The sequence below is a fragment of the Methanosarcina baikalica genome (assembly GCF_031461075.1).
Lineage (GTDB): Archaea > Halobacteriota > Methanosarcinia > Methanosarcinales > Methanosarcinaceae > Methanosarcina > Methanosarcina baikalica.
On record NZ_JAVKPK010000071.1, the window covers coordinates 1 to 18,185 of the forward strand.

General features: G+C 42.7%; 15 protein-coding genes. 8 read left to right on the forward strand and 7 right to left on the reverse strand.

The genetic code is table 11. The annotated features are described in order from the left end of the window. Window positions 1-88 precede the first annotated feature (88 nt). The gene (gene recQ / locus RG963_RS13820) at window positions 89-2,689 is read right to left on the reverse strand and encodes a DNA helicase RecQ (protein WP_310576879.1); all 2,601 of its coding nucleotides are present in this window, start codon (window positions 2,687-2,689) and stop codon (window positions 89-91) included. 789 nt (window positions 2,690-3,478) lie between these two features. Then, entirely contained in the window at window positions 3,479-3,613 is a 135-nt protein-coding gene (locus RG963_RS13825; RefSeq protein WP_310576865.1) for a hypothetical protein, read from the reverse strand. Between the two features lie 487 nt (window positions 3,614-4,100). Between RG963_RS13825 and guaA the strand changes: the two genes are divergently transcribed. Further along, entirely contained in the window at window positions 4,101-5,018 is a 918-nt protein-coding gene (gene guaA, locus RG963_RS13830; RefSeq protein WP_310576866.1) for a glutamine-hydrolyzing GMP synthase, read from the forward strand. Between the two features lie 147 nt (window positions 5,019-5,165). Next, the gene (locus tag RG963_RS13835; protein ID WP_310576867.1) at window positions 5,166-6,206 is read left to right on the forward strand and encodes an archaeosine biosynthesis radical SAM protein RaSEA; all 1,041 of its coding nucleotides are present in this window, start codon (window positions 5,166-5,168) and stop codon (window positions 6,204-6,206) included. 318 nt (window positions 6,207-6,524) lie between these two features. Here the strand turns inward: RG963_RS13835 and argB are convergent, their stop codons facing one another. Both argB and RG963_RS13845 read right to left on the reverse strand, forming a co-directional pair. Beyond that, a complete protein-coding gene (gene argB / locus RG963_RS13840; RefSeq protein WP_310576868.1) occupies window positions 6,525-7,424 on the reverse strand; it encodes an acetylglutamate kinase in 900 nt (299 codons plus the stop codon). Between the two features lie 242 nt (window positions 7,425-7,666). Beyond that, complete coding sequence (locus RG963_RS13845) at window positions 7,667-7,951, reverse strand: non-histone chromosomal MC1 family protein (RefSeq protein WP_310576869.1); 285 nt, start codon at window positions 7,949-7,951, stop codon at window positions 7,667-7,669. 406 nt (window positions 7,952-8,357) lie between these two features. On the opposite strand from RG963_RS13845, the gene mptA reads away from it, so the two are divergent. After that, the gene (gene mptA, locus RG963_RS13850; RefSeq protein ID WP_310576870.1) at window positions 8,358-9,317 is read left to right on the forward strand and encodes a GTP cyclohydrolase MptA; all 960 of its coding nucleotides are present in this window, start codon (window positions 8,358-8,360) and stop codon (window positions 9,315-9,317) included. A 197-nt stretch (window positions 9,318-9,514) separates the two neighbouring features. After that, complete coding sequence (locus RG963_RS13855) at window positions 9,515-9,841, forward strand: DUF2098 domain-containing protein (protein ID WP_310576871.1); 327 nt, start codon at window positions 9,515-9,517, stop codon at window positions 9,839-9,841. A gap of 92 nt (window positions 9,842-9,933) precedes the next feature. Here RG963_RS13855 and RG963_RS13860 read toward each other — a convergent pair whose 3' ends face one another. Next, window positions 9,934-11,367, reverse strand: a complete 1,434-nt coding sequence (locus RG963_RS13860; protein WP_310576872.1) for a methanogenesis marker 14 protein — start codon at window positions 11,365-11,367, stop codon at window positions 9,934-9,936. Between the two features lie 1,035 nt (window positions 11,368-12,402). Between RG963_RS13860 and gatC the strand changes: the two genes are divergently transcribed. From gatC to gatB, 3 genes are read left to right on the forward strand one after another with little or no spacing between them, the layout of a single operon-like run. Next, entirely contained in the window at window positions 12,403-12,684 is a 282-nt protein-coding gene (gene gatC, locus RG963_RS13865) for an Asp-tRNA(Asn)/Glu-tRNA(Gln) amidotransferase subunit GatC (RefSeq protein ID WP_310576873.1), read from the forward strand. 12 nt (window positions 12,685-12,696) lie between these two features. Beyond that, a complete protein-coding gene (gatA, locus tag RG963_RS13870) occupies window positions 12,697-14,124 on the forward strand; it encodes an Asp-tRNA(Asn)/Glu-tRNA(Gln) amidotransferase subunit GatA (RefSeq protein WP_310576874.1) in 1,428 nt (475 codons plus the stop codon). After that, on the forward strand, window positions 14,125-15,609 hold the full coding sequence (gatB, locus tag RG963_RS13875; RefSeq protein ID WP_310576875.1) for an Asp-tRNA(Asn)/Glu-tRNA(Gln) amidotransferase subunit GatB: 1,485 nt from the start codon (window positions 14,125-14,127) through the stop codon (window positions 15,607-15,609). A gap of 176 nt (window positions 15,610-15,785) precedes the next feature. Here the strand turns inward: gatB and RG963_RS13880 are convergent, their stop codons facing one another. Both RG963_RS13880 and RG963_RS13885 read right to left on the reverse strand, forming a co-directional pair. Then, window positions 15,786-16,589 carry a carbon-nitrogen hydrolase family protein gene (locus RG963_RS13880; RefSeq protein ID WP_310576876.1) on the reverse strand — a complete coding sequence of 268 codons (804 nt, stop codon included), beginning with the start codon at window positions 16,587-16,589 and terminating at the stop codon, window positions 15,786-15,788. A 574-nt stretch (window positions 16,590-17,163) separates the two neighbouring features. Beyond that, the gene (locus RG963_RS13885; RefSeq protein ID WP_310576877.1) at window positions 17,164-17,298 is read right to left on the reverse strand and encodes a hypothetical protein; all 135 of its coding nucleotides are present in this window, start codon (window positions 17,296-17,298) and stop codon (window positions 17,164-17,166) included. A 566-nt stretch (window positions 17,299-17,864) separates the two neighbouring features. Here RG963_RS13885 and RG963_RS13890 point away from each other — a divergent pair. Beyond that, the gene (locus RG963_RS13890; RefSeq protein WP_310576878.1) at window positions 17,865-18,104 is read left to right on the forward strand and encodes a hypothetical protein; all 240 of its coding nucleotides are present in this window, start codon (window positions 17,865-17,867) and stop codon (window positions 18,102-18,104) included. Window positions 18,105-18,185: the final 81 nt, after the last annotated feature.

The following is an 18,185-nucleotide window of genomic DNA, read 5'->3' on the forward strand; positions in this document are numbered from 1 at the left end:
TCTATTTTTATTTACCAATGCCAAAAAGAGATCTGCCCCTTCTTCTAAAAAATAAAAGGAAAAACAGGATAATTTGCAGGAAAGAGCTTCATTCGCAGTCTGCGGACTGAGAAAAGCAGATTCTGGACAGAAGGAGAGCCCTGACAAGTTTCATTTCTTCCTCCTGGCAGTTCTCACCTATCCTTGCCCGGAGCAGGGAATCCAGCTCAATTTCCAATGTATCCAGTGCAGTTTTTATCTGCTGCTGTCTTTCCGAGGATAAAAGCCCTCCACAGTCCCTGATCTTTCCAGAGAAGGCAAGCTGTTCAAGCTGCCTGAAAATAGTTCTGGTACTCATGCCCTGGATTTCAGCAATTTCATCGATCCCGAGCCCCTGGGTAAAGAGAGAAAAAATTCTTTGCTGAGATTCTATTTCAAGAGAGTTCGATTCAGAAAAATCTATTTTGAGCAAATCTACGATTTCTGACTGAGTGGAACTTTCTGTCGAATCTATTTCTTTAGAGCCGCCTTCAGAAGAATCCGTTTCGGACCAATCCTGAATGCTCATATCGAGATACTTTGCCCTCTTTGGAGGAAATTTGCAGACTTCTGAGCTATTTACTTTATCAAATTCTGAAATGGACATTTTAATCCCGAACATTTCCACTTCAGTTTTGGAATTTTCATTCTTTTTAGTCATGCCTTTTGAAATTATTTCCTCTTTTTCAGCCCTTTCACAGGCAGCTCCCGAATTTTCAGGCTTTTCGGCAGGTATCAAACTATAGTCTCTACAGTAATTTTCAATTTCTTTGAGAAAAGCATCCCCATACTTTCTCAGTTTATGTTCCCCAACCCCTGTAATCGAATGGAACTCTTCCGAACTGTGCGGAAATTTTGTAGTCATTTCTTTAAGAGTGGTATCAGAGAAAATAATGTAAGGAGGAAGGTTTTTCTGTAATGCGATTTCCTTTCTCAGAGCTTTTAACCGCTCAAAAAGGATAGGATCCGGCTCTTTTCCGGATTTTACAGCCTTTCTGACATTCTGTGTTTTTAGGATATCAGCAGCAACTGAACATTCTTCTGTAAAGGTATTTTCTGTAGAAAGATGCACGTCATCGACTTCTTCATTTTTTATACCGGCAGCTATCGAAGGCACGAAGCTTTCTTCAGCCTCTGGAGCAAATCCTTCAGGACAGACAAGCTCTATTCGTTCCAGGCCTTTCAGTATTTTCCTGCTCATGGCATTCAGTTTTAATACAGGGTACTGCGCACCACTTACGTCCAGAAGACCCGTATTTGTTATTTCGGAAGCTAGTGATCTCCATTGCTCTTTTGTAAACTCCTTGCCGCTGCCATGGCTCTTTAACCTCTCATGGTGATTCTGCTTGATCTTTTTATTCTTTGAGCCCGTGAGGACATCAATAACATAGTTAGTGCCAAAACGCTGGTTAAGTTCCTGCACACAGGTCATCAGTTTTCGGGCAGGTTCAGTCCCGTCGAAGGTACCTTTTGGCCTGAGACACGAGTCACAATTTCCGCAATATCCCGAAAGTTTCTCTCCAAAATATTCCATCAGTGTCTGTCGTCTGCATTTATTTCCCTCACAGTAGGCCACCATCTGCCTTAGCTGCACAAGAGAAATATCCTTCTCCTTTTCATTTGTCTTCTGCGAAATAAAGTAATCGATCTTGAAACGGTCACCCCTGCTGAAAAAAAGGATGCATTCGCAGGGGCTGCCATCCCTTCCTCCCCTGCCTGTCTCCTGGTAATAGCTTTCAAGGTTTCTGGGAAGGTCATAGTGTATAACAAAACGCACATTAGACTTATCGATCCCCATCCCAAAAGCGATTGTAGCTACTATGATGTCCACGTCGTCTTTTATGAACATCTCCTGGTTTCGGGTTCGCTCGGTATCTGAAAGGCCTGCATGGTAGGGAAGAGCCTTGAAACCCGCAATATTCAATTTTTTTGTAAGGGTTTCTACGCTGTTTCTGCTCTGGCAGTAGATAATTCCTGCTTCACCTCTATGCCTGTGCAGGTAATCAGCGATTTCGGAGAAAGTCTCCTTCTTTGGCCTGACCTCGTAGGAAAGGTTTTTCCGGTTAAAACTGGCAACATAGGGACCTTTCTCCGACGATATGTCAAGGTTCAGCTGTGATACGATATCTTTTCGAACCCTTTCTGTAGCTGTAGCCGTAAGCGCGATAATGGGTACATCAGGAAAACCTGTCTTCGGGTCTCTTAAAAGCTTCAATTTCCTGTACTCAGGCCGGAAATCATGCCCCCACTCTGAAATGCAATGTGCTTCGTCAATAGCAAAGAGGCTGACCTTCCCTTTCTTTAAAAAGGCAAAGGTTCCTGGCATCATGAGCCTTTCTGGCGCAACGTAAAGAACTTTCAACCTGTTTTCAAGAAAAGCCGTCTTCACATCCCGGATTTCCCTGACGCTCAGGGTGCTGTTCATGCAGGCTGCAGCAATCCCGTTCGCATCAAGCCCGTCCACCTGGTCTTTCATGAGGGAAATTAGGGGAGAAACGACGACTGTAACTCCTTCCATCAGAAGGGAAGGCAGCTGGTAACAGATTGATTTGCCTCCGCCTGTAGGCATGAGCACGAAAACGTCTTTTTTTTCCAGAACATCCTTGATGATTTCTTCCTGTAAGGGGCGAAAAGAAGTATATCCGAAATACTGGCGCAGGGCAGAATACATTCTGGCAGACAGGGAAGGCCCCGGCTCAAGCTCGCGTTTACTTGCCCTCAAGAAATCATAATCAGTGCTCGTTTTCTAATCCCCCTGACCTGCAGAATTGCTATCAAGCCAGAATATAAACCCCGGAAGGTCCGGGGAAATTAACGTGTGGATATGCTCTCATGCACGGCTATATCCTTAATGTTTCGATGTTTATGAGAGACCAGACACTTACATAAAATACGCCTGGTCTGGAATCCTGACGCTGTGATGTTTCAAGCTTATCATATTTAAGTTACAGGTTTGCAGGGTGAAAGTATTTGGCTGTAAACTCCCGATATGCATCCTGGATATTTCTCGGGAAGTAGAGTTCAGAAAGAAAGAGTGAAATCGCTAAAGGGAAAAGAGTTGAGAAGTAAGAATAAATATAGAGAATTACCGATCTCTGGCGTCAACGTTATTAATGTTTGATCTGAGGTAAAGATAGGAAGATAAGGAGTGCGGCTACACCCAGGCATTTCTTGTCTTCCTCTATCGGTCATACTCCTTTTACATAATCAGTTAATTTTCCTTTTCCCGCAACCTTTTCTTTATTTCCGTTATTTTTCTTACTCCGGAATTTTATCGAGATTTCACCTCAGCAAACTCCCTGAGATAGTTCCGGCTGCGGCAGGAAAGAAGCCTGCAAACACTGTCAGAAAAATTTTTAATTTGTCTTTTGAGCAGAGCCCAATCTTATTTAAGCGCTTTTAACCTTGCTGAAGCGTTTTTAATCCCTTTTGCGCCTTATTCTAGGAGTTTTCACCCACTTTAAGCTACAAATCTCTTTTCCTTTGCCATCCACTCCAGTGTATCAGCTATTTTTTTCTGGGATTCTGCCAGGCTCTCCAGGGACTTTGCGATATTCTCAAGTTTATCGATCAGTTCATAATCTTCATTACCCATTCCTATCACCAATTCCTGTTCACTTTTTAGTAGAATATTTTTGGAAAAGCTTTGTATATAATTGTAATTTTTGATTTTCTAGAGAGGGTTAAGAGGGAATTCACGTTCACCTAAAAATTTTATTATTTTATATTTATTCAATACTCTTCATTTCCCAAAAAATCTCAAGAAATAGGTTTCAGAGTTTCTTTAGTGCATCTTACCCGCCAGTAAGTTACTGGCCAGGCTTTGACTGGTATTAAAAAGACTACATTTACCATATGTGAAAAAATTACATTTAAAAATTCATTTTATCTTTCAGTGCACTTACAATATCTTTTGTGTATTTGACGAATTCTCCTACTATAACTTTAAATATCAAAAACCCCATGCACAGACTCATATATTGCAATAAAATAGAATCAAATTCAGATAATTCTCATACAATTCACTGATCACGTTCATTTCTTTAAAGGAATTAAAATAGTATCACTTAAGGAGCATTTCAATGGTAAAAACCGAGAAATTCATTCCAAAGGCAGTTGAAAAAATTAGCCAGGAAATAAAAGACGGGAGAGCAATTATTGCGCTATCGGGCGGCGTGGACAGTTCTGTTTGTGCGGAGCTGGCGTACAGGGCAATCGGGAACAGACTGCAGCCGATCTATATCGACACAGGCCTCATGAGGAAAGGAGAAACCGAGAGGATAAAACACATCTTCTCCCACATGAACCTGGATATTGTCTATGCAAAGGACAGATTCCTTGCATCCCTGAAGGATATTACTGACCCTGAAGAGAAACGGAAGGCTATAGGCGAGACTTTCATCCGGGTCTTTGAGGAAGAGGCGAAGAAGCTTGCGGCCGATTACCTGATTCAGGGCACGATCTACCCTGACAGGATAGAGTCCGAAGGCGGAATCAAGTCCCACCACAACGTTGGAGGGCTGCCGAGTGTAATGGACTTCAAAAAAATCGTTGAGCCTGTTGAGGACCTTTATAAAGATGAGGTAAGAGAAGTTGCCTGGGCGCTCCAGCTACCTGACGAGATCTGCGAAAGAATGCCTTTCCCTGGCCCTGGGCTCGCTGTGCGGATTCTCGGGGAAGTTACAGAAGAGAAACTCGAGGTCGCAAGGGAAGCCAACTTTATAGTCGAAGAAGAGCTTCTTGAAAGATTCTGCCCCTGGCAGACTTTTGCCGCCGTGCTCGGTAAGGGAACAGGAGTAAAGGGAGATATCCGGGCTTACGGCTGGATCGTGGCTGTAAGGGCTGTCGGGTCAAGAGACGGAATGACTGCGGAAGCGCTCGAACTCCCCTGGGATGTGCTCAAAAAGCTGGAAGCAAGAATTACCTCTGAAATCCCTAAAGTGGCCAGAGTGGTTTACGATATTACGCCCAAGCCGCCTGCAACAATAGAGTTCGAATGAAATAGAGTTGTTTGAGTGAGATTAGAGCCGTAGAGTATAATAAAGTAAGAGTATAGAGTATAAAGCACAAATAATGAAGCTGATTTCCAGCTTCAAAACCTGTTTTTACAAATTCTAAAGTAAGCCATAAAGCGAGTTTTTACGCCAATGACCCTGAATAAAGCAGTAATGGAAATCCGACAGCGGATTAGAGTAAAGCCCTCTCCTACAGATGAACCTGCAGCAAGCTGGACAGGAATCGACCTTGTAAACGGGATTCAAATAAAGACTCTCACTGTAATCTTCAAGAGCGCGGGCTGTCGCTGGGGAAAAGCTGGAGGCTGTACCATGTGCGGTTACGTCTACGACTGTGCAAGTGAGCCTCCTACCCTGGAAGATTACAAAGCCCAGCTTACAAGAGCAATGAAGAAAGCTGAAAAGTTCCCTGAGTTCATGGTTAAAATCTTCACCTCAGGCAGTTTCCTTGACGAGCAGGAAGTCCCTCATGAAGCAAGAGATGCAATCCTCAAAACTCTTGCAGACGATCCCAGGGTCATCAAGGTACTTGCTGAGACCCGTCCTAACTTCGTAACCGAAGAGAATGTGCCTGACTGTCTCAAGATCCTGAAAAATAAGCCCTTTGAGCTGGCTTTCGGGCTGGAGACAAGCTCAGACAGGATCCGCAAAGACTCTATCAATAAAGGTTTTACCTTCGGGGACTTTGTCCGCGCAGCAGAAATTGCAAGAAAGAATGGGGCAACCGTAAAAGCTTACCTGATGCTAAAGCCTCTTTTCCTTTCCGAACGCCAGGCACTGGAAGACATTGTCTGTTCCATAGATGATGCTGCTCCTTATTCTGACACTATCTCCATCAACCTCTGCAACGTCCAGAAAGGCACCCTGGTCGAAGCTCTCTGGGAAAAAGGACAATACCGCCCCCCCTGGCTCTGGAGCATCGTCGAAATCCTGCAAAAGGCAAAAGCTGCCCATCCTGACCTTCCTCTCATGTCAGATCCTGTCGGCGCAGGCTCAAAACGCGGTCCTCACAACTGTAAAATATGCAGCTCAGACGTTGCAGATTCTCTCAGGACTTTCTCGATCACCCAGAACCCGGCAGACCTCAGTAAAACAGACTGTGAATGCAAAGAACTCTGGAAAAAAGTCCTGGAACTAGAGGACTTCACCTACGGAACTCCCATTTTAGATTGAAAAATAGAAAAAGAAGGCAACGAAAAAACAAACTCTAGTGCCCTTAAAAGTAGTCATCTGAGCGCAGCTTGAGAGCCCCGCCTTGAGAACTAGGAAAGCAAACGAAGTAATATTAAGCCCTCTTGAGCAAAAAGGAATGGTACTTGCCTATGAGTTATTCCGCTTGAACGAGCTAAGCAAGTGATAAAAGTTAAATCCATAAATTAGTCATCTCGAGTGCAGCGAGAAGGACCCCGGGCTGTTGCGATTACATCGCAACTCCCAGAAAATCTCGGATTTCCTGTGATCCCGAAACGGAACTCGGGCTGCATTGCTCTGTTATTTATCTGCACTGTCCGGCCCGTAGACCATGGTTCCGATTCCACAGTCGGTAAAGAGCTCAAGAAGCATGGAGTGAGAAACGCTTCCATTTATTATATGGGCCCTCTCAACCCCGCTTTTTATTGCTACGGCTGCACCCTTGATTTTAGGGATCATACCTCCCTTTATAATGCCCTCTGCGATAAGAGGATCGATATCATCCAGAGTTACACGGGAGACGCGGCTACTGGGATCATTCAAATTTCTCAGGAGGCCTGATACATCAGTCATCAGTATGAGTTTTTTGGCACGCAGGGCTGCAGCAATATCACCTGCTACAGTATCGGCATTAATATTCAGAGCATTGCCCTGCGCATCCACAGCAATGGGAGAGATGACAGGAATATAACCATTTTCAAGCACTATGTGGAGAATATCAGGATTAATGACTTCACTTTCCCCAACCCAGCCGATATCCACCTCAGTCTCAATACCGTCAACAATTACTCTTTTGACAGCCTGCTTATGGCCCAGGATCATCCTTCCGTCATAACCCGTAAGCCCGATACCCTTTCCTCCTGAAATTCCTATAAGAGATACAATTTTGGTATTGATATTCCCTACAAGGACCATCCTGGCAATTTCCATGGTTTCGTCGTCTGTAATACGGAGGCCCTGGAAAAATTCAGCCTTTTTGCCCAGACGTTCCATTTTTTCCGTAATCTCGGGCCCGCCTCCGTGTACGATAACGGGTTTGATTCCTACATAACGCAGGAGCACAACGTCTCTTATAATATCCTCCATAATCTGGGCGCTAACCATTGCATTTCCGCCCACTTTGATAACCATGATTGAATCATAGAATTCCTGCATATAAGGCAAGGCTTCAATAAGCACGTTCTCTCTTTTCAGTTCCATGATGTAGAAATCAGAAAATCTATTTTTAAACTTGTCGTTAAACGTTCAGAATAAAAATTCGGAGAGACTATGTAAAGAAACAAAAATAATATGATTAAAGTTCGGGAGGATAATGAAATAAACTAGCCTGGATAGCATTAAAATTAAAGACCAGTCCAGGCGAAATCCCTATCTGGTTATCGAAAAGAAAAAGAAAGAACCCCGATTTTCAGGGTATGTGAGAGAAATTAGGTTTATTAGGTTTATTCGATTTTTTCGATTTTTTCTTTCTTGACAAAGGGCTTGCTGATTTTCTCAGGCATCCAGGCAGGCCTGTTTTTGGGGGCTGCGACAAGTTCCTTCCATGCCTTGAAAACGTGCACCTTCTTTGTCCCGCGTTCTCTGAGGCGGATAATATCCGGCTTGGGTTTAGTCCCGTCACCCCGGTTTGCAGCTTTCAGCGCAGCCTGACGAGGCTGTTTTCCAGTGAAGACACCGTGCTCATTGCCTTCTTCGTCTCGTAAAACAAAATTTCTTGTGTTGGACATAAAGGTCACCTCGCAAATTGTATTGCTAGACACTGATTAAGTTTTAAAGTATATAAAATCTTTCTTCAGGATGTTGCCTGTAGTTATTGGTTTATGCAAAATTCACCCCCATCTGTGAAGAGCTTATAAACTAAATTTTTCCATATTGTTGTCAAAATGGGAAATATTTAAATATTTATATCTTGTTAGGAGTGCAGTCCAAAATAGGTTTCAGGAAATGGATTTTGGGCACTTTTGAGATTTAGATTTTATTGTACTTTTGGAAAAGAACATGAAAGCACAAGCTTTACATGCTATAACTCCTTATGGTCATTATATTTTTCCAAATGGATATAATAAAATTACATATTTGTCAAAAATTCTTTCTACAAATCAAACATTCATTTTTTCATGGATCTGGTTAATTATGGAACATTGTACTTTCAACCTCCCGGACGTCCAGGCCAGCAAACCAAGCATAGCTATCAACCTTACCCGCGTTGGGGTAACAAATATGAAGAAACTGGTTGAGATAAAACGTAAAGACAAACGTCCTATCGTACTGATTTCAACGTTTGACGTTTTTGTTGACCTACCCTCCGACCGGAAGGGAGCAAACCTCTCAAGGAACTTCGAAGCTGTAGACGAGGTGCTGGAAAAGGTGCTCAGTACACCTGTATACGAAATTGAGCAACTTTGCAGTGATATTGCACATAACCTTCTTGGTAGGCATGAATATGCTAACAAGGCCGAAGTTCGGATGAAAAGCGAATATATGATCAGACGTGAGTCCCCAGCAACAGGGATCAAATGCCAGGAAGTCGTGAATATCTTTGCTGAAGCATCTGCTGTAAGGGGACATGGCGACGATAACTATTTTGATGTAAAGAAATTGATAGGTGCCGAAGTTGTAGGAATGACAGCTTGTCCCTGCGCTCAGGAGATTATGAGAGATAAAGCTGCAAATGAGCTCTCAGATCTTGGAGTTGACAGAGACACGATCATAAAATTCCTGGAAAAGGTTCCCATGGCTACCCATAACCAGCGCGGGAAGGGTATTATCTCAATCAAGGTAGCACACGACTTCGATGTTTCCCTTGAGAATATTATCAATATTATTGAGCACTCCATGAGTTCCAGCGTTTATGAGGTCCTGAAACGCTCAGACGAAAAAGTAGTTGTAGAAACTGCGCATATGAACCCGAAATTCGTGGAAGACTGCGTAAGAACTATGGCAGACAATATAGTAAAAGAGTTTCCGAATCTTCCTGATAATGCAGTAATCACCATCAAACAGACCAATGAGGAAAGTATTCACAGACACAATGCTTTTGCCGAAAGGGTTGCCCTTATGGGAGATCTCAGGATGGAAATTAATCAAAGTTAAAGAGATAAATCAATAGCTTTTTTATTTTATGAACCTGGAAGTTTCTGAAAAAGCTCTGCTTGACGGAAACCTCTCAAAGGTTCAAGCCACACAAAACTTTATTAGAAGACCTGAATAAACTATAAGCAATTAGTTATAAGAAGGGACTTGCAGGGCCTATAAAATGCCAGCGTCCTGGAAGCCCTCGAGGTGAAAGCATGGCTGATGCTGAAGGAGTCACCGCGGTAGGGCGGAACAAAAAAACCATTAAAGTGGGAGATGCTGTTAAGTACGTAAACAGCGATACAGTCAGCCGCGTGACTGAGATCAAAAAGGACGAGCAGGGGAAAGTGTGGGTTCTGCTTGAAAGTACCGATCTTTGGTACAGGGAAGAGACCCTGGAACCAACTGACATTAAACCTAAAGAAAAGAAAGAAGAAAGGAAACTCACTACAGAAGAACTGGAAGAAAGATTCAGGAAAGAGACCGAAACACTACAGGGTTTCGAGGTAGGAAAAGCTGGAGGTGGAGGAGCAGGAGGTTAATTTTCCTGCCTGAATTTTAATAACCATCTCTTTTAAGCTTTCCTTTTTTCCCATATTTCAAAAGATTTCCTGGAATTGTCAGTTTTTCAGGATCATTTTTCCTGCAGTTTTATCCTTTGTGCAAGGATACATTTCCCACCGTGTCTGCCGCCAAGAGGATTTTGTGGGGAGCCCAGGGAGTTCATGCAGCGTGCCATCACGGCTGCACCTCTTGCAAGTCCGTCATCTACAAAGACTACACGTTCGTCTATTCTCGGAGCAAGATTCATTTCTTCAAGGCACTTCAGAATCAGTTTGGGTTTGTTCCCTGTAATACCTGCCCTGCCGGTAATTCCGATAGTTGTATCTTCAAAAATAAGCCTTTCTTCTTTTGCGACCTTGATAAGCCTGCAGACAACACCTGCCATAACCTCATCAATGACCGCATACACAATCTGAAGTCCATAAGTTTTACAGATTTCCATACCTATAGCACTGAGTTTACCCATATCGGTACCGTTTTTTCCTACATCGCAACCTATAAGCGTTACACCTATCTGCTCAGCTGCATCCGGCCTTACAGGCACGCTTCCGTACCTCTTTCTGTCCTTTGGAACCTTTTCTATAATAATGAGTTCATGAATACGCCTTGCATACTCCTCAATCGCTTTAGCCTTCATCTTCAAGGTAAGGAAGGAAGGCGGTTTCTGTTTCTCAAAGACTTCGAGAGCAGTTCCTACTTTTGAATCCACTATTTTCGAACCCCGGATAATAGCATCAGGAATTGCTCCGGCATAGCCGCAAAAGTTTCCCACTGTTTTTGCATAAGGCTGATCTGAATTTGTGATCCTGCCATCAAGGGTTGTCCCGAAGTCAATTGAAATGCAGGGATTTCTGAAATCAACATCTGTAAGTTTGGCGGCTTCCTTAATTCCGGCTGTTGCAAGCTCCCCTTCCATTTCGTTTGCAACGATTTCAACACCAGTTGAACCTATAGGGGGCAACACTCCGGCTACAGCCCCATCAAAGATTACTTTTTCCAGTTTACTGTATTTCTGGAACTTTTTAGAGATATTTGAAATAGACATCGGGGGGGTCATATTCTTTGGAGGAACACCTGCCATAAGGCAGCCGTCTGCCAGAGCTTTGATGAATTCACCCACCTCTTCAGGAGAATCGAATCCTGCAACAACACCAGTGGAGCGTACCACAAAATTCAGATCAGTTTTTACATCCAGACTCGCTCTTTCCAGTGATTCGGTAAGCGTGCTACGCACCAGCTCCGCAACGGCCTCACGGGTAAGTTCCACACCTGTAAGCGTTTTTCCGAATACGGTTTCTTCAGGTCTCGGAGGACGGACATCTCTGGTCATCCGTACGACCTTATTTATGATATGGGTCCTGCCAGTATCCATATTGGTAGCCGTAAGGATGGATTTGGTTGTGGTATTTCCAACCTCTAAGGAAGCCACGATAAAGAAGGGTTTGGACTTAAGGTCAATCAAACGAACTTGAGGGGATTCTGTGATTCTTGGTTTTAGAGCCATTTTTAATTTCTTCCTGTGAGCCTGTACATGAATGCAATTTAAAGAGGGATTACTTTGAAAGCTTATTCGAAGACAATTAAGGCGTATTTGAAGCTTATTAAGACTGAACTGAAGTCAATTAGAACAAATCGAATCTAACACTTGGAGACAGCATGTGAGTATCAAAATACTTCTAGAGAAGCAATATCTCCGGAACTCTATGAGAACTCAAACAAAAATATAGTTTATTAAAAGATTAAAGAAAATATTCACCAAAGTCTATAATAACCTTTGCTAAAATATTCAAGCGGAAAATTCAGTGAGATTTCAACCTTATCTACATCTTTAATCTCATCCTTATCTACGATGCTATTCCCGTTTAACCTGCTTTTAGTGCTTGTCTTTCAGTGCCTGCTTTTTAGTATTTGCCTTTTAGTCTGCCTTTTCGTTCACTTCACATACATTCTATGAAGAATATTTGGGACTTCAGAGAGCGATATTTTCAGATGAATCCCTAAACGTCCATAAGAATAAATTATAACACATAATAATAAAGAGCATAAATTTTAAATGGCACAACTATAAAAAAAAATATATTATAAACACTTAATGAATAATAATAATAATCAATAATTCTTTAAGGCTGGCACTAAATTCATCTCGGGAATGAAGTACCTGGCAAAATCCGGACGTTTTCACGTAAACCTGTAGCGAAGACCTTTAAAATGCAAACAAAAGTTCGATGTGCTGGAAAAAAGTGTAATCCAGCTCAACCGAAGCCTTAGTGAAAAGAAAAAATATCCTTTGGAAAACTGAAAAAGTCCAGATGTACGATCTCTGCAGGAGAGAAAGCATAATACTGCCCATAAATTAGTCCTCTTGAGTGAGCGAAGCGAGTGAAAAGGACCCCGGGCTCCCGAAGCGGAACTCGGGAAGGACAGCGTACTCCCGAGGCGCAATTCAAGAGATGAATATATATTTATTTCATTAACCTGTTTCTATTACTTAGCACCAATGGCATTCTATTCAGGACCATTCTATTTTTGAGGAACTTTCATGATCACAAAAGAAGATGTAGAACACATCGGCTGGCTTGCTCGCATTGATATCAGCGAACAGGAAACAGTCGAATACATGGAAAAACTTAACTCAGTATTGGGATACTTCGGACAGCTTGATGAATTGCCGACCGGAGATATAGCTCCCACTTATCATGTGGCTGAGATCTATAACGTGTTCAGGGAGGATGTGGTGGAAGAATGCCTTCCGCAGGAAACTGTTCTTGCAAACACCGAACACAAACAGGATGGGACTTTCAGAGTCCCGAAAATCGGCTGAGGAGGATTTATAATGGCAAAGTGGATGAGTGTTGCACAGGTTAAAGAGAAAATTGAAGAAAACTCAGCCGAAGAGGTAACAGCTCGCTACCTCGAAGTTATAGAAAAGAGTAAAATTAACGGCTATGTAACAGTTTCCGAAAAGTCCCTTGAACAGGCCAGAAAAATAGATGTCGAGGGGCACGAGGGCTCCCTGGCGGGCGTGCCAATTGCAATTAAGGATAATATTTCCGTAATCGGGCTGCCAACTAGCTGTGGCTCGAAAATTCTTGAGGGTTATGTTCCTCCATTCAATGCTCATGTTATCGAAAAGCTTCTTGCTGCAGGCGCAGTAATCCTGGGAAAGACCAACATGGATGAGTTTGCAATGGGTTCTTCGACTGAAACCAGCTATTTTGGACCTACTGCAAATCCCTGGGATCTTGAAAGAGTACCTGGCGGGTCTTCCGGTGGCAGTGCAGCAGTTGTTGCAGCAGGAGAAGCTCCTTTTGCTCTTGGTTCGGACACCGGGGGATCTGTACGCTGTCCTGCAGCTTTCTGCGGGGTTGTCGGGCTTAAACCAACGTATGGGGCAGTTTCAAGGTATGGAGTTATAGCTTACGCAAATTCCCTTGAACAGGTCGGGCCTCTTGCAAACAATGTGGCAGATATTGCAGTTCTAATGGATGTTATCGCTGGCTACGACCGCAGGGACTCTACTTCGATTGACAGTAAAACCGAATACCAGAAAGCCCTTGTAGATGATGTAAAAAACCTGAAAATCGGGATTCCGAAGGAGTTTTTCGGGGAAGGCATCCATCCAGATGTTGAAAGAGCAATATGGAACGCCATACACAAATATGAAAACCTTGGAGCGACCTGGGAAGAAGTCTCGATGCCGAATATAAAGTATGCTCTTGCTTCTTATTATATAATTGCAATGAGTGAAGCATCCTCAAACCTGGCAAGGTTTGACGGAACCCGCTACGGATTTAGAGAAAGCGGCGAAAACTGGCATTCCATGGTTTCAAAGACCAGAGCTGAGGGTTTCGGGACAGAAGTGAAGAGAAGAATTCTCCTCGGGACCTATGCCCTTTCGGCAGGATATCACGACAAGTATTATTTAAAAGCCTTGAAGGTCAGAACTCTTGTGAAGCAGGACTTTGATAATGCTCTTTCGAAAGTTGACCTGCTTATGGCTCCGACTATGCCGAACCCTGCTTTTAAGATAGGGGAAAAAATTGAAGACCCACTTACTCTCTACCTCTCGGACGTGAATACCTGCCCGATAAATCTTGCAGGCGTGCCCTCAATTTCAATGCCTTGCGGCTTCACTGACGGTCTTCCGATAGGGCTTCAGATAATGGGCAAACCCTTTGATGAGCCGACTGTCCTGCGTGCAGCCTACACTTTCGAGCAGAATACCGATTACCATACAAAAAGGCCTCCGGAGGTGGCGTAAATGGTCTACGAAAACCCTGATGGTATAAGGATCGGGCTTGAAATCCATGTCCAGCTGAACAAACTTAAGACCAAGATGTTCTGCGGCTGTTCTTCCGATTATCACAATGCGGCCCCAAACACTCACACCTGCCCAATCTGCCTGGGCCTTCCCGGATCACTTCCTGTCCTGAACAAAAAAACAGTGGAAGCTGCGATTAAGGTAGGACTTGCCCTTGAAGGAGAAATTGCAGAAGAGACCCAGTTCCACAGGAAGAACTATTTCTACCCTGACCTCCCCAAAGGTTTTCAGGTCACCCAGTACGACTTCCCAATCGTGAGTAAGGGAAAAGTCGTGATTGAAGGAGAAGACGGGGAACATACTGTAGGGATCACAAGAGCTCACATGGAAGAAGATCCTGGCAAGCTTGTGCATATAGGAAGCATCGAAAAATCCAAAGGTGTCCTTATAGACTATAACAGATCAGGCATGCCCCTTATTGAAACCGTTACAGAACCCGATATGCGCAGTCCCAAGGAAGCCAGACGTTTCCTTGACAAATTCAGGAACATTCTCGAGTACCTGGATGTATTTGACGGAAATCTGGAAGGAGCGATGCGTGTGGATGCAAACGTTTCTGTCCACTGGGGAACACGTGTTGAGATCAAAAATATCTCTTCCCATAAAGGAGTCGAAAGAGCTCTTCTCTACGAGATTATGCGCCAGAAGAACGTGATCCGTCGTGGGGGTAAAATAACACTGGAGACCCGGCACTTCGATGAGGGCAGGGGAGTAACAATCTCTATGAGGACAAAAGAAGAAGCTGAAGATTACCGCTACTTCCGGGAACCGGACCTCATGCCCATGCGCGTTACCGATTGGATTCCTGCGATTAGGGAAACTCTGCCTGAACTTCCCGATGCCAAACGTGCTCGTTTCATGGAACAGTATGGCATTACGGATATGCATGCAAAATCCCTCACGTCGAAGATTATGCTCGCTGACTTTTATGAAGGTGTCTGTGCAGAAGGCGTTGACCCGAAGATTGCTGCTACCTGGACTGCCGATGTCTTCCTTGGAGAGTTAAATTACCGTGACCTTGCAATCTCCTCTTATGACGGGAAGAAAATCGGTTTTATCCATACAAAAGACCCTGAAATAGAGAACTCCTTTAAGGTTTCAGATATGATAGAACTGGTTAACCTCTTTGCTGAAGGTAAAGTCAGTGACAGGGCTGCAGTTGAAGTTATCCGGACCATCCTGGACGGCAAGGAAGAAAAGGCTCCATCCCGGATTATCGAAGAAAAAGGCCTCTTCAAAGCCGAAGACGATCTGGTAACAAAGGCTGTTGCCGAAACAATCGCCGAAAATGAAGCCGCAGTAAAGGACTATCTCGGAGGCGCAGAAAAGTCTCTGAACTTCCTGGTCGGACAGGTCATGAAAAAGACAAAAGGCACTGCAGATGCGAAAACTGCCCGCGAACTTATTGTAAAAGAGTTGATGTGAAAGAGTTGAAAGGGTAACCCGTCAGGGTTTACCTTTTTATTACTTATTAACTGATTTTTACTTCCTAATTGTGTATTCAGTTGCATTTATTATTTAGGCTTATTCTCCAACCCTGATTTTCGATTCATTTCGTGAGAGAGGTTTTTTTTTAAATGTGTATTTAACTCAATCCTAAATTAATAAATCTCAGGTCTGCGATCTTCTAGGATGGAACCCGTTTGCCTAATCTCTTTTGCCTCTTCGAGATCGATTTCCCCTATGAGGACACACTCTTCCTTCCCGGCTTCTGCCAGAATCCGGCCCCATCCGTCTGCAATAAAAGATCTGCCTGGATAAGTTGAATATCTATCTATTCCCGCTCTGTTACAGGCGATATGTAGCAGTTGGTTTTCAACTGATCGAGAAAGGGACATAATGCGCCAGGGATATATATAAAAATCAGGCATATCAGAAGCCGAAACTAGAAAATCTGCTCCTTCAAGGGCAAGTTTTCGGGCAACTTCCGGATATCGGAGCTCGTTACAGACCATAAGCCCCATGGAAAGTCCATACTTTTTTAGTCGGATAGGATGTATCTGGTCTCCCAGTGCAAAATACTCTTTTTCAAGCCCATAAAGCTGGGTTTTTCGATGGATGCCAGCTAGCTTTCCGGATTCGATGCAGAAACCCAGGTTGAACTGAGAGGGAGACGGCTTTTCCGCACCTATTGCTTCTTCCCTTTTTCTCTGTTCTATCATTGAGCCTGTAAGAATACACCCATGTTCCTTTGAAAAATCACATAAAGCTTCGAGGGTGGGACCGGAAGCAGTTTCAGCCATCTCAGCTATGCGGTCATAACAAAAACCCGTTGAGAAGACTTCCGGAAATGCGAGCAGTTCAGCTTCTTTCGAAACCGCTTCTTCTGCCAGGAAGAGGGCACGTTCAAGGTTTTCATGCTTTGAGCAAAGGGAGATATTCATCTGGATGCAGGCGGCTTTCATGGCAGTCACTCCTTACTTTCACGAAGTATAAGTCGCTTTACTTCATAAAGTTACTCCATTCTTATTTAGATAGGAATTCCGGGTCGAGTTTCACAGTATTTCTGAGGTAAAAATAAGATGTGAACCTTTTACAGGCAAAATATAAGACATGTGAATTTCAAAATAGATTTGAAGTGAAATACCTGCCTGCAAAAGAAAAATCAGGACTATCAATCACCTCAAAGTACAGAAAAGACACAGAGGTTAACAGGTCAACCGGATAATTTTCAATAAATTATTCAATCTGTTTTTATATGTATCGATTCAGCTTCCATGCCTATTTTGAGCTTAATAGTTTCTGGAGTGAATCATTACTTAAATAACGTCTCTGACTTTTTGCAGTTTTTATTGGATATTGGAGGTTATTTTGCTGAACTTCGATTAGAAGTTGTTTTGTTGGATTTTAGTTAGAGGTCGTTTGTTGGATTTCTGGAGGTTATTAAATGGCTGACGACTTTTGAGGAGTTATTTTCAGATTGTTCTTGAAGCGTTTTTTGACCTTTTTAACCGTGTGTCCTTTTCCTGTAATTTTGAATTAAATTTTTGTTGTCCGCACAACCCCGAGGCTTTCCATGATTTCCATTTCCACTGGAGTGAGGAACTTGCCGTTGCTCAACAAAAACCCATGTAAAACGGGGTTGTGAAAAGTCTTCCGGGTTGCTTCTTTCATATTCCGGATCTTCTTTACTGGTTTTGTAGTCCTTATTTAACAAAATGGCTACGGAAATACATTACCGTTATGTAGTATAAATAAATTTCGTTCAAATTAAGTGAGTTAATCCAGAAAAGTTCTCACACTGTATGCAGATCACAGCTGTTCCAAATCCTTAAAAAGAGATGCTCAAACCGACAGAAAAACATTTTCAGTTCAAGTCAACCCGCATTCAACGGCTTTGCACCTAAACTCTCTTTTGCACCTAAAATTTGAGACTTGCACCTAATGTATGGAATCAATGAAAACTTTAATGTGACAAATCCGTTTTTGTCTATTAAAACGGCTCTGTGGAAAACCTATCTAAATCCGCTTCAATAGGCTAAAAAACAATGTAAAAATAGATCAAGCCATTCAGTTCAAATTAATAGAGATTCTTTATTTCAGAGGATTTCTACAGAGCCGGAAAATTTGGAACTTTTCTTTCAAATCCATCCTAGGCTCAAATTTTTATATACGTAGGAACATTGTTAATTAATAGAAAGAGATCAGTTAATGAATAATGATACTCAGAGCATGAAAATATGGGAATGGATAACAAAAAAAATATCAATAGCAAAAATATGACTACGAATGCATTCACATACTTTATATGGGTTATTTTAATTTCAAGTCCATTATACGTGCTTTATTTTTTATATTCATTAGCTACAGGAGGTTCGATTATTTATAGCACAAAACCTTCAGTAATTTTCTTCATGGCTGGAGTAATTACATTATTTGATATCCTTGCAGTTCATCAAATAATGACTGTGAGAAATTGAGTTTCTGATTTAATATCATGTGTAATATATTTTCATTATAATTTTACTATTTTTGAACTCTTGGAATCTAATAAACTATAC

Excerpts from the sequence above, each read along its gene's own strand:
- gatC (WP_310576873.1), top strand. The coding sequence starts at position 12,403 with ATGATCACAAAAGAAGATGTAGAACACATCGGCTGGCTTGCTCGCATT.
- RG963_RS13855 (WP_310576871.1), top strand. The coding sequence starts at position 9,515 with ATGGCTGATGCTGAAGGAGTCACCGCGGTAGGGCGGAACAAAAAAACC.
- RG963_RS13880 (WP_310576876.1), bottom strand. The coding sequence starts at position 16,589 with ATGAAAGCCGCCTGCATCCAGATGAATATCTCCCTTTGCTCAAAGCAT.
- RG963_RS13845 (WP_310576869.1), bottom strand. The coding sequence starts at position 7,951 with ATGTCCAACACAAGAAATTTTGTTTTACGAGACGAAGAAGGCAATGAG.
- RG963_RS13825 (WP_310576865.1), bottom strand. The coding sequence starts at position 3,613 with ATGGGTAATGAAGATTATGAACTGATCGATAAACTTGAGAATATCGCA.
- gatB (WP_310576875.1), top strand. The coding sequence starts at position 14,125 with ATGGTCTACGAAAACCCTGATGGTATAAGGATCGGGCTTGAAATCCAT.
- RG963_RS13835 (WP_310576867.1), top strand. The coding sequence starts at position 5,166 with ATGACCCTGAATAAAGCAGTAATGGAAATCCGACAGCGGATTAGAGTA.
- argB (WP_310576868.1), bottom strand. The coding sequence starts at position 7,424 with ATGGAACTGAAAAGAGAGAACGTGCTTATTGAAGCCTTGCCTTATATG.
- RG963_RS13885 (WP_310576877.1), bottom strand. The coding sequence starts at position 17,298 with ATGAAAGAAGCAACCCGGAAGACTTTTCACAACCCCGTTTTACATGGG.
- RG963_RS13860 (WP_310576872.1), bottom strand. The coding sequence starts at position 11,367 with ATGGCTCTAAAACCAAGAATCACAGAATCCCCTCAAGTTCGTTTGATT.
- RG963_RS13890 (WP_310576878.1), top strand. The coding sequence starts at position 17,865 with ATGGGAATGGATAACAAAAAAAATATCAATAGCAAAAATATGACTACG.
- recQ (WP_310576879.1), bottom strand. The coding sequence starts at position 2,689 with ATGTATTCTGCCCTGCGCCAGTATTTCGGATATACTTCTTTTCGCCCC.
- mptA (WP_310576870.1), top strand. The coding sequence starts at position 8,358 with ATGGAACATTGTACTTTCAACCTCCCGGACGTCCAGGCCAGCAAACCA.
- guaA (WP_310576866.1), top strand. The coding sequence starts at position 4,101 with ATGGTAAAAACCGAGAAATTCATTCCAAAGGCAGTTGAAAAAATTAGC.
- gatA (WP_310576874.1), top strand. The coding sequence starts at position 12,697 with ATGGCAAAGTGGATGAGTGTTGCACAGGTTAAAGAGAAAATTGAAGAA.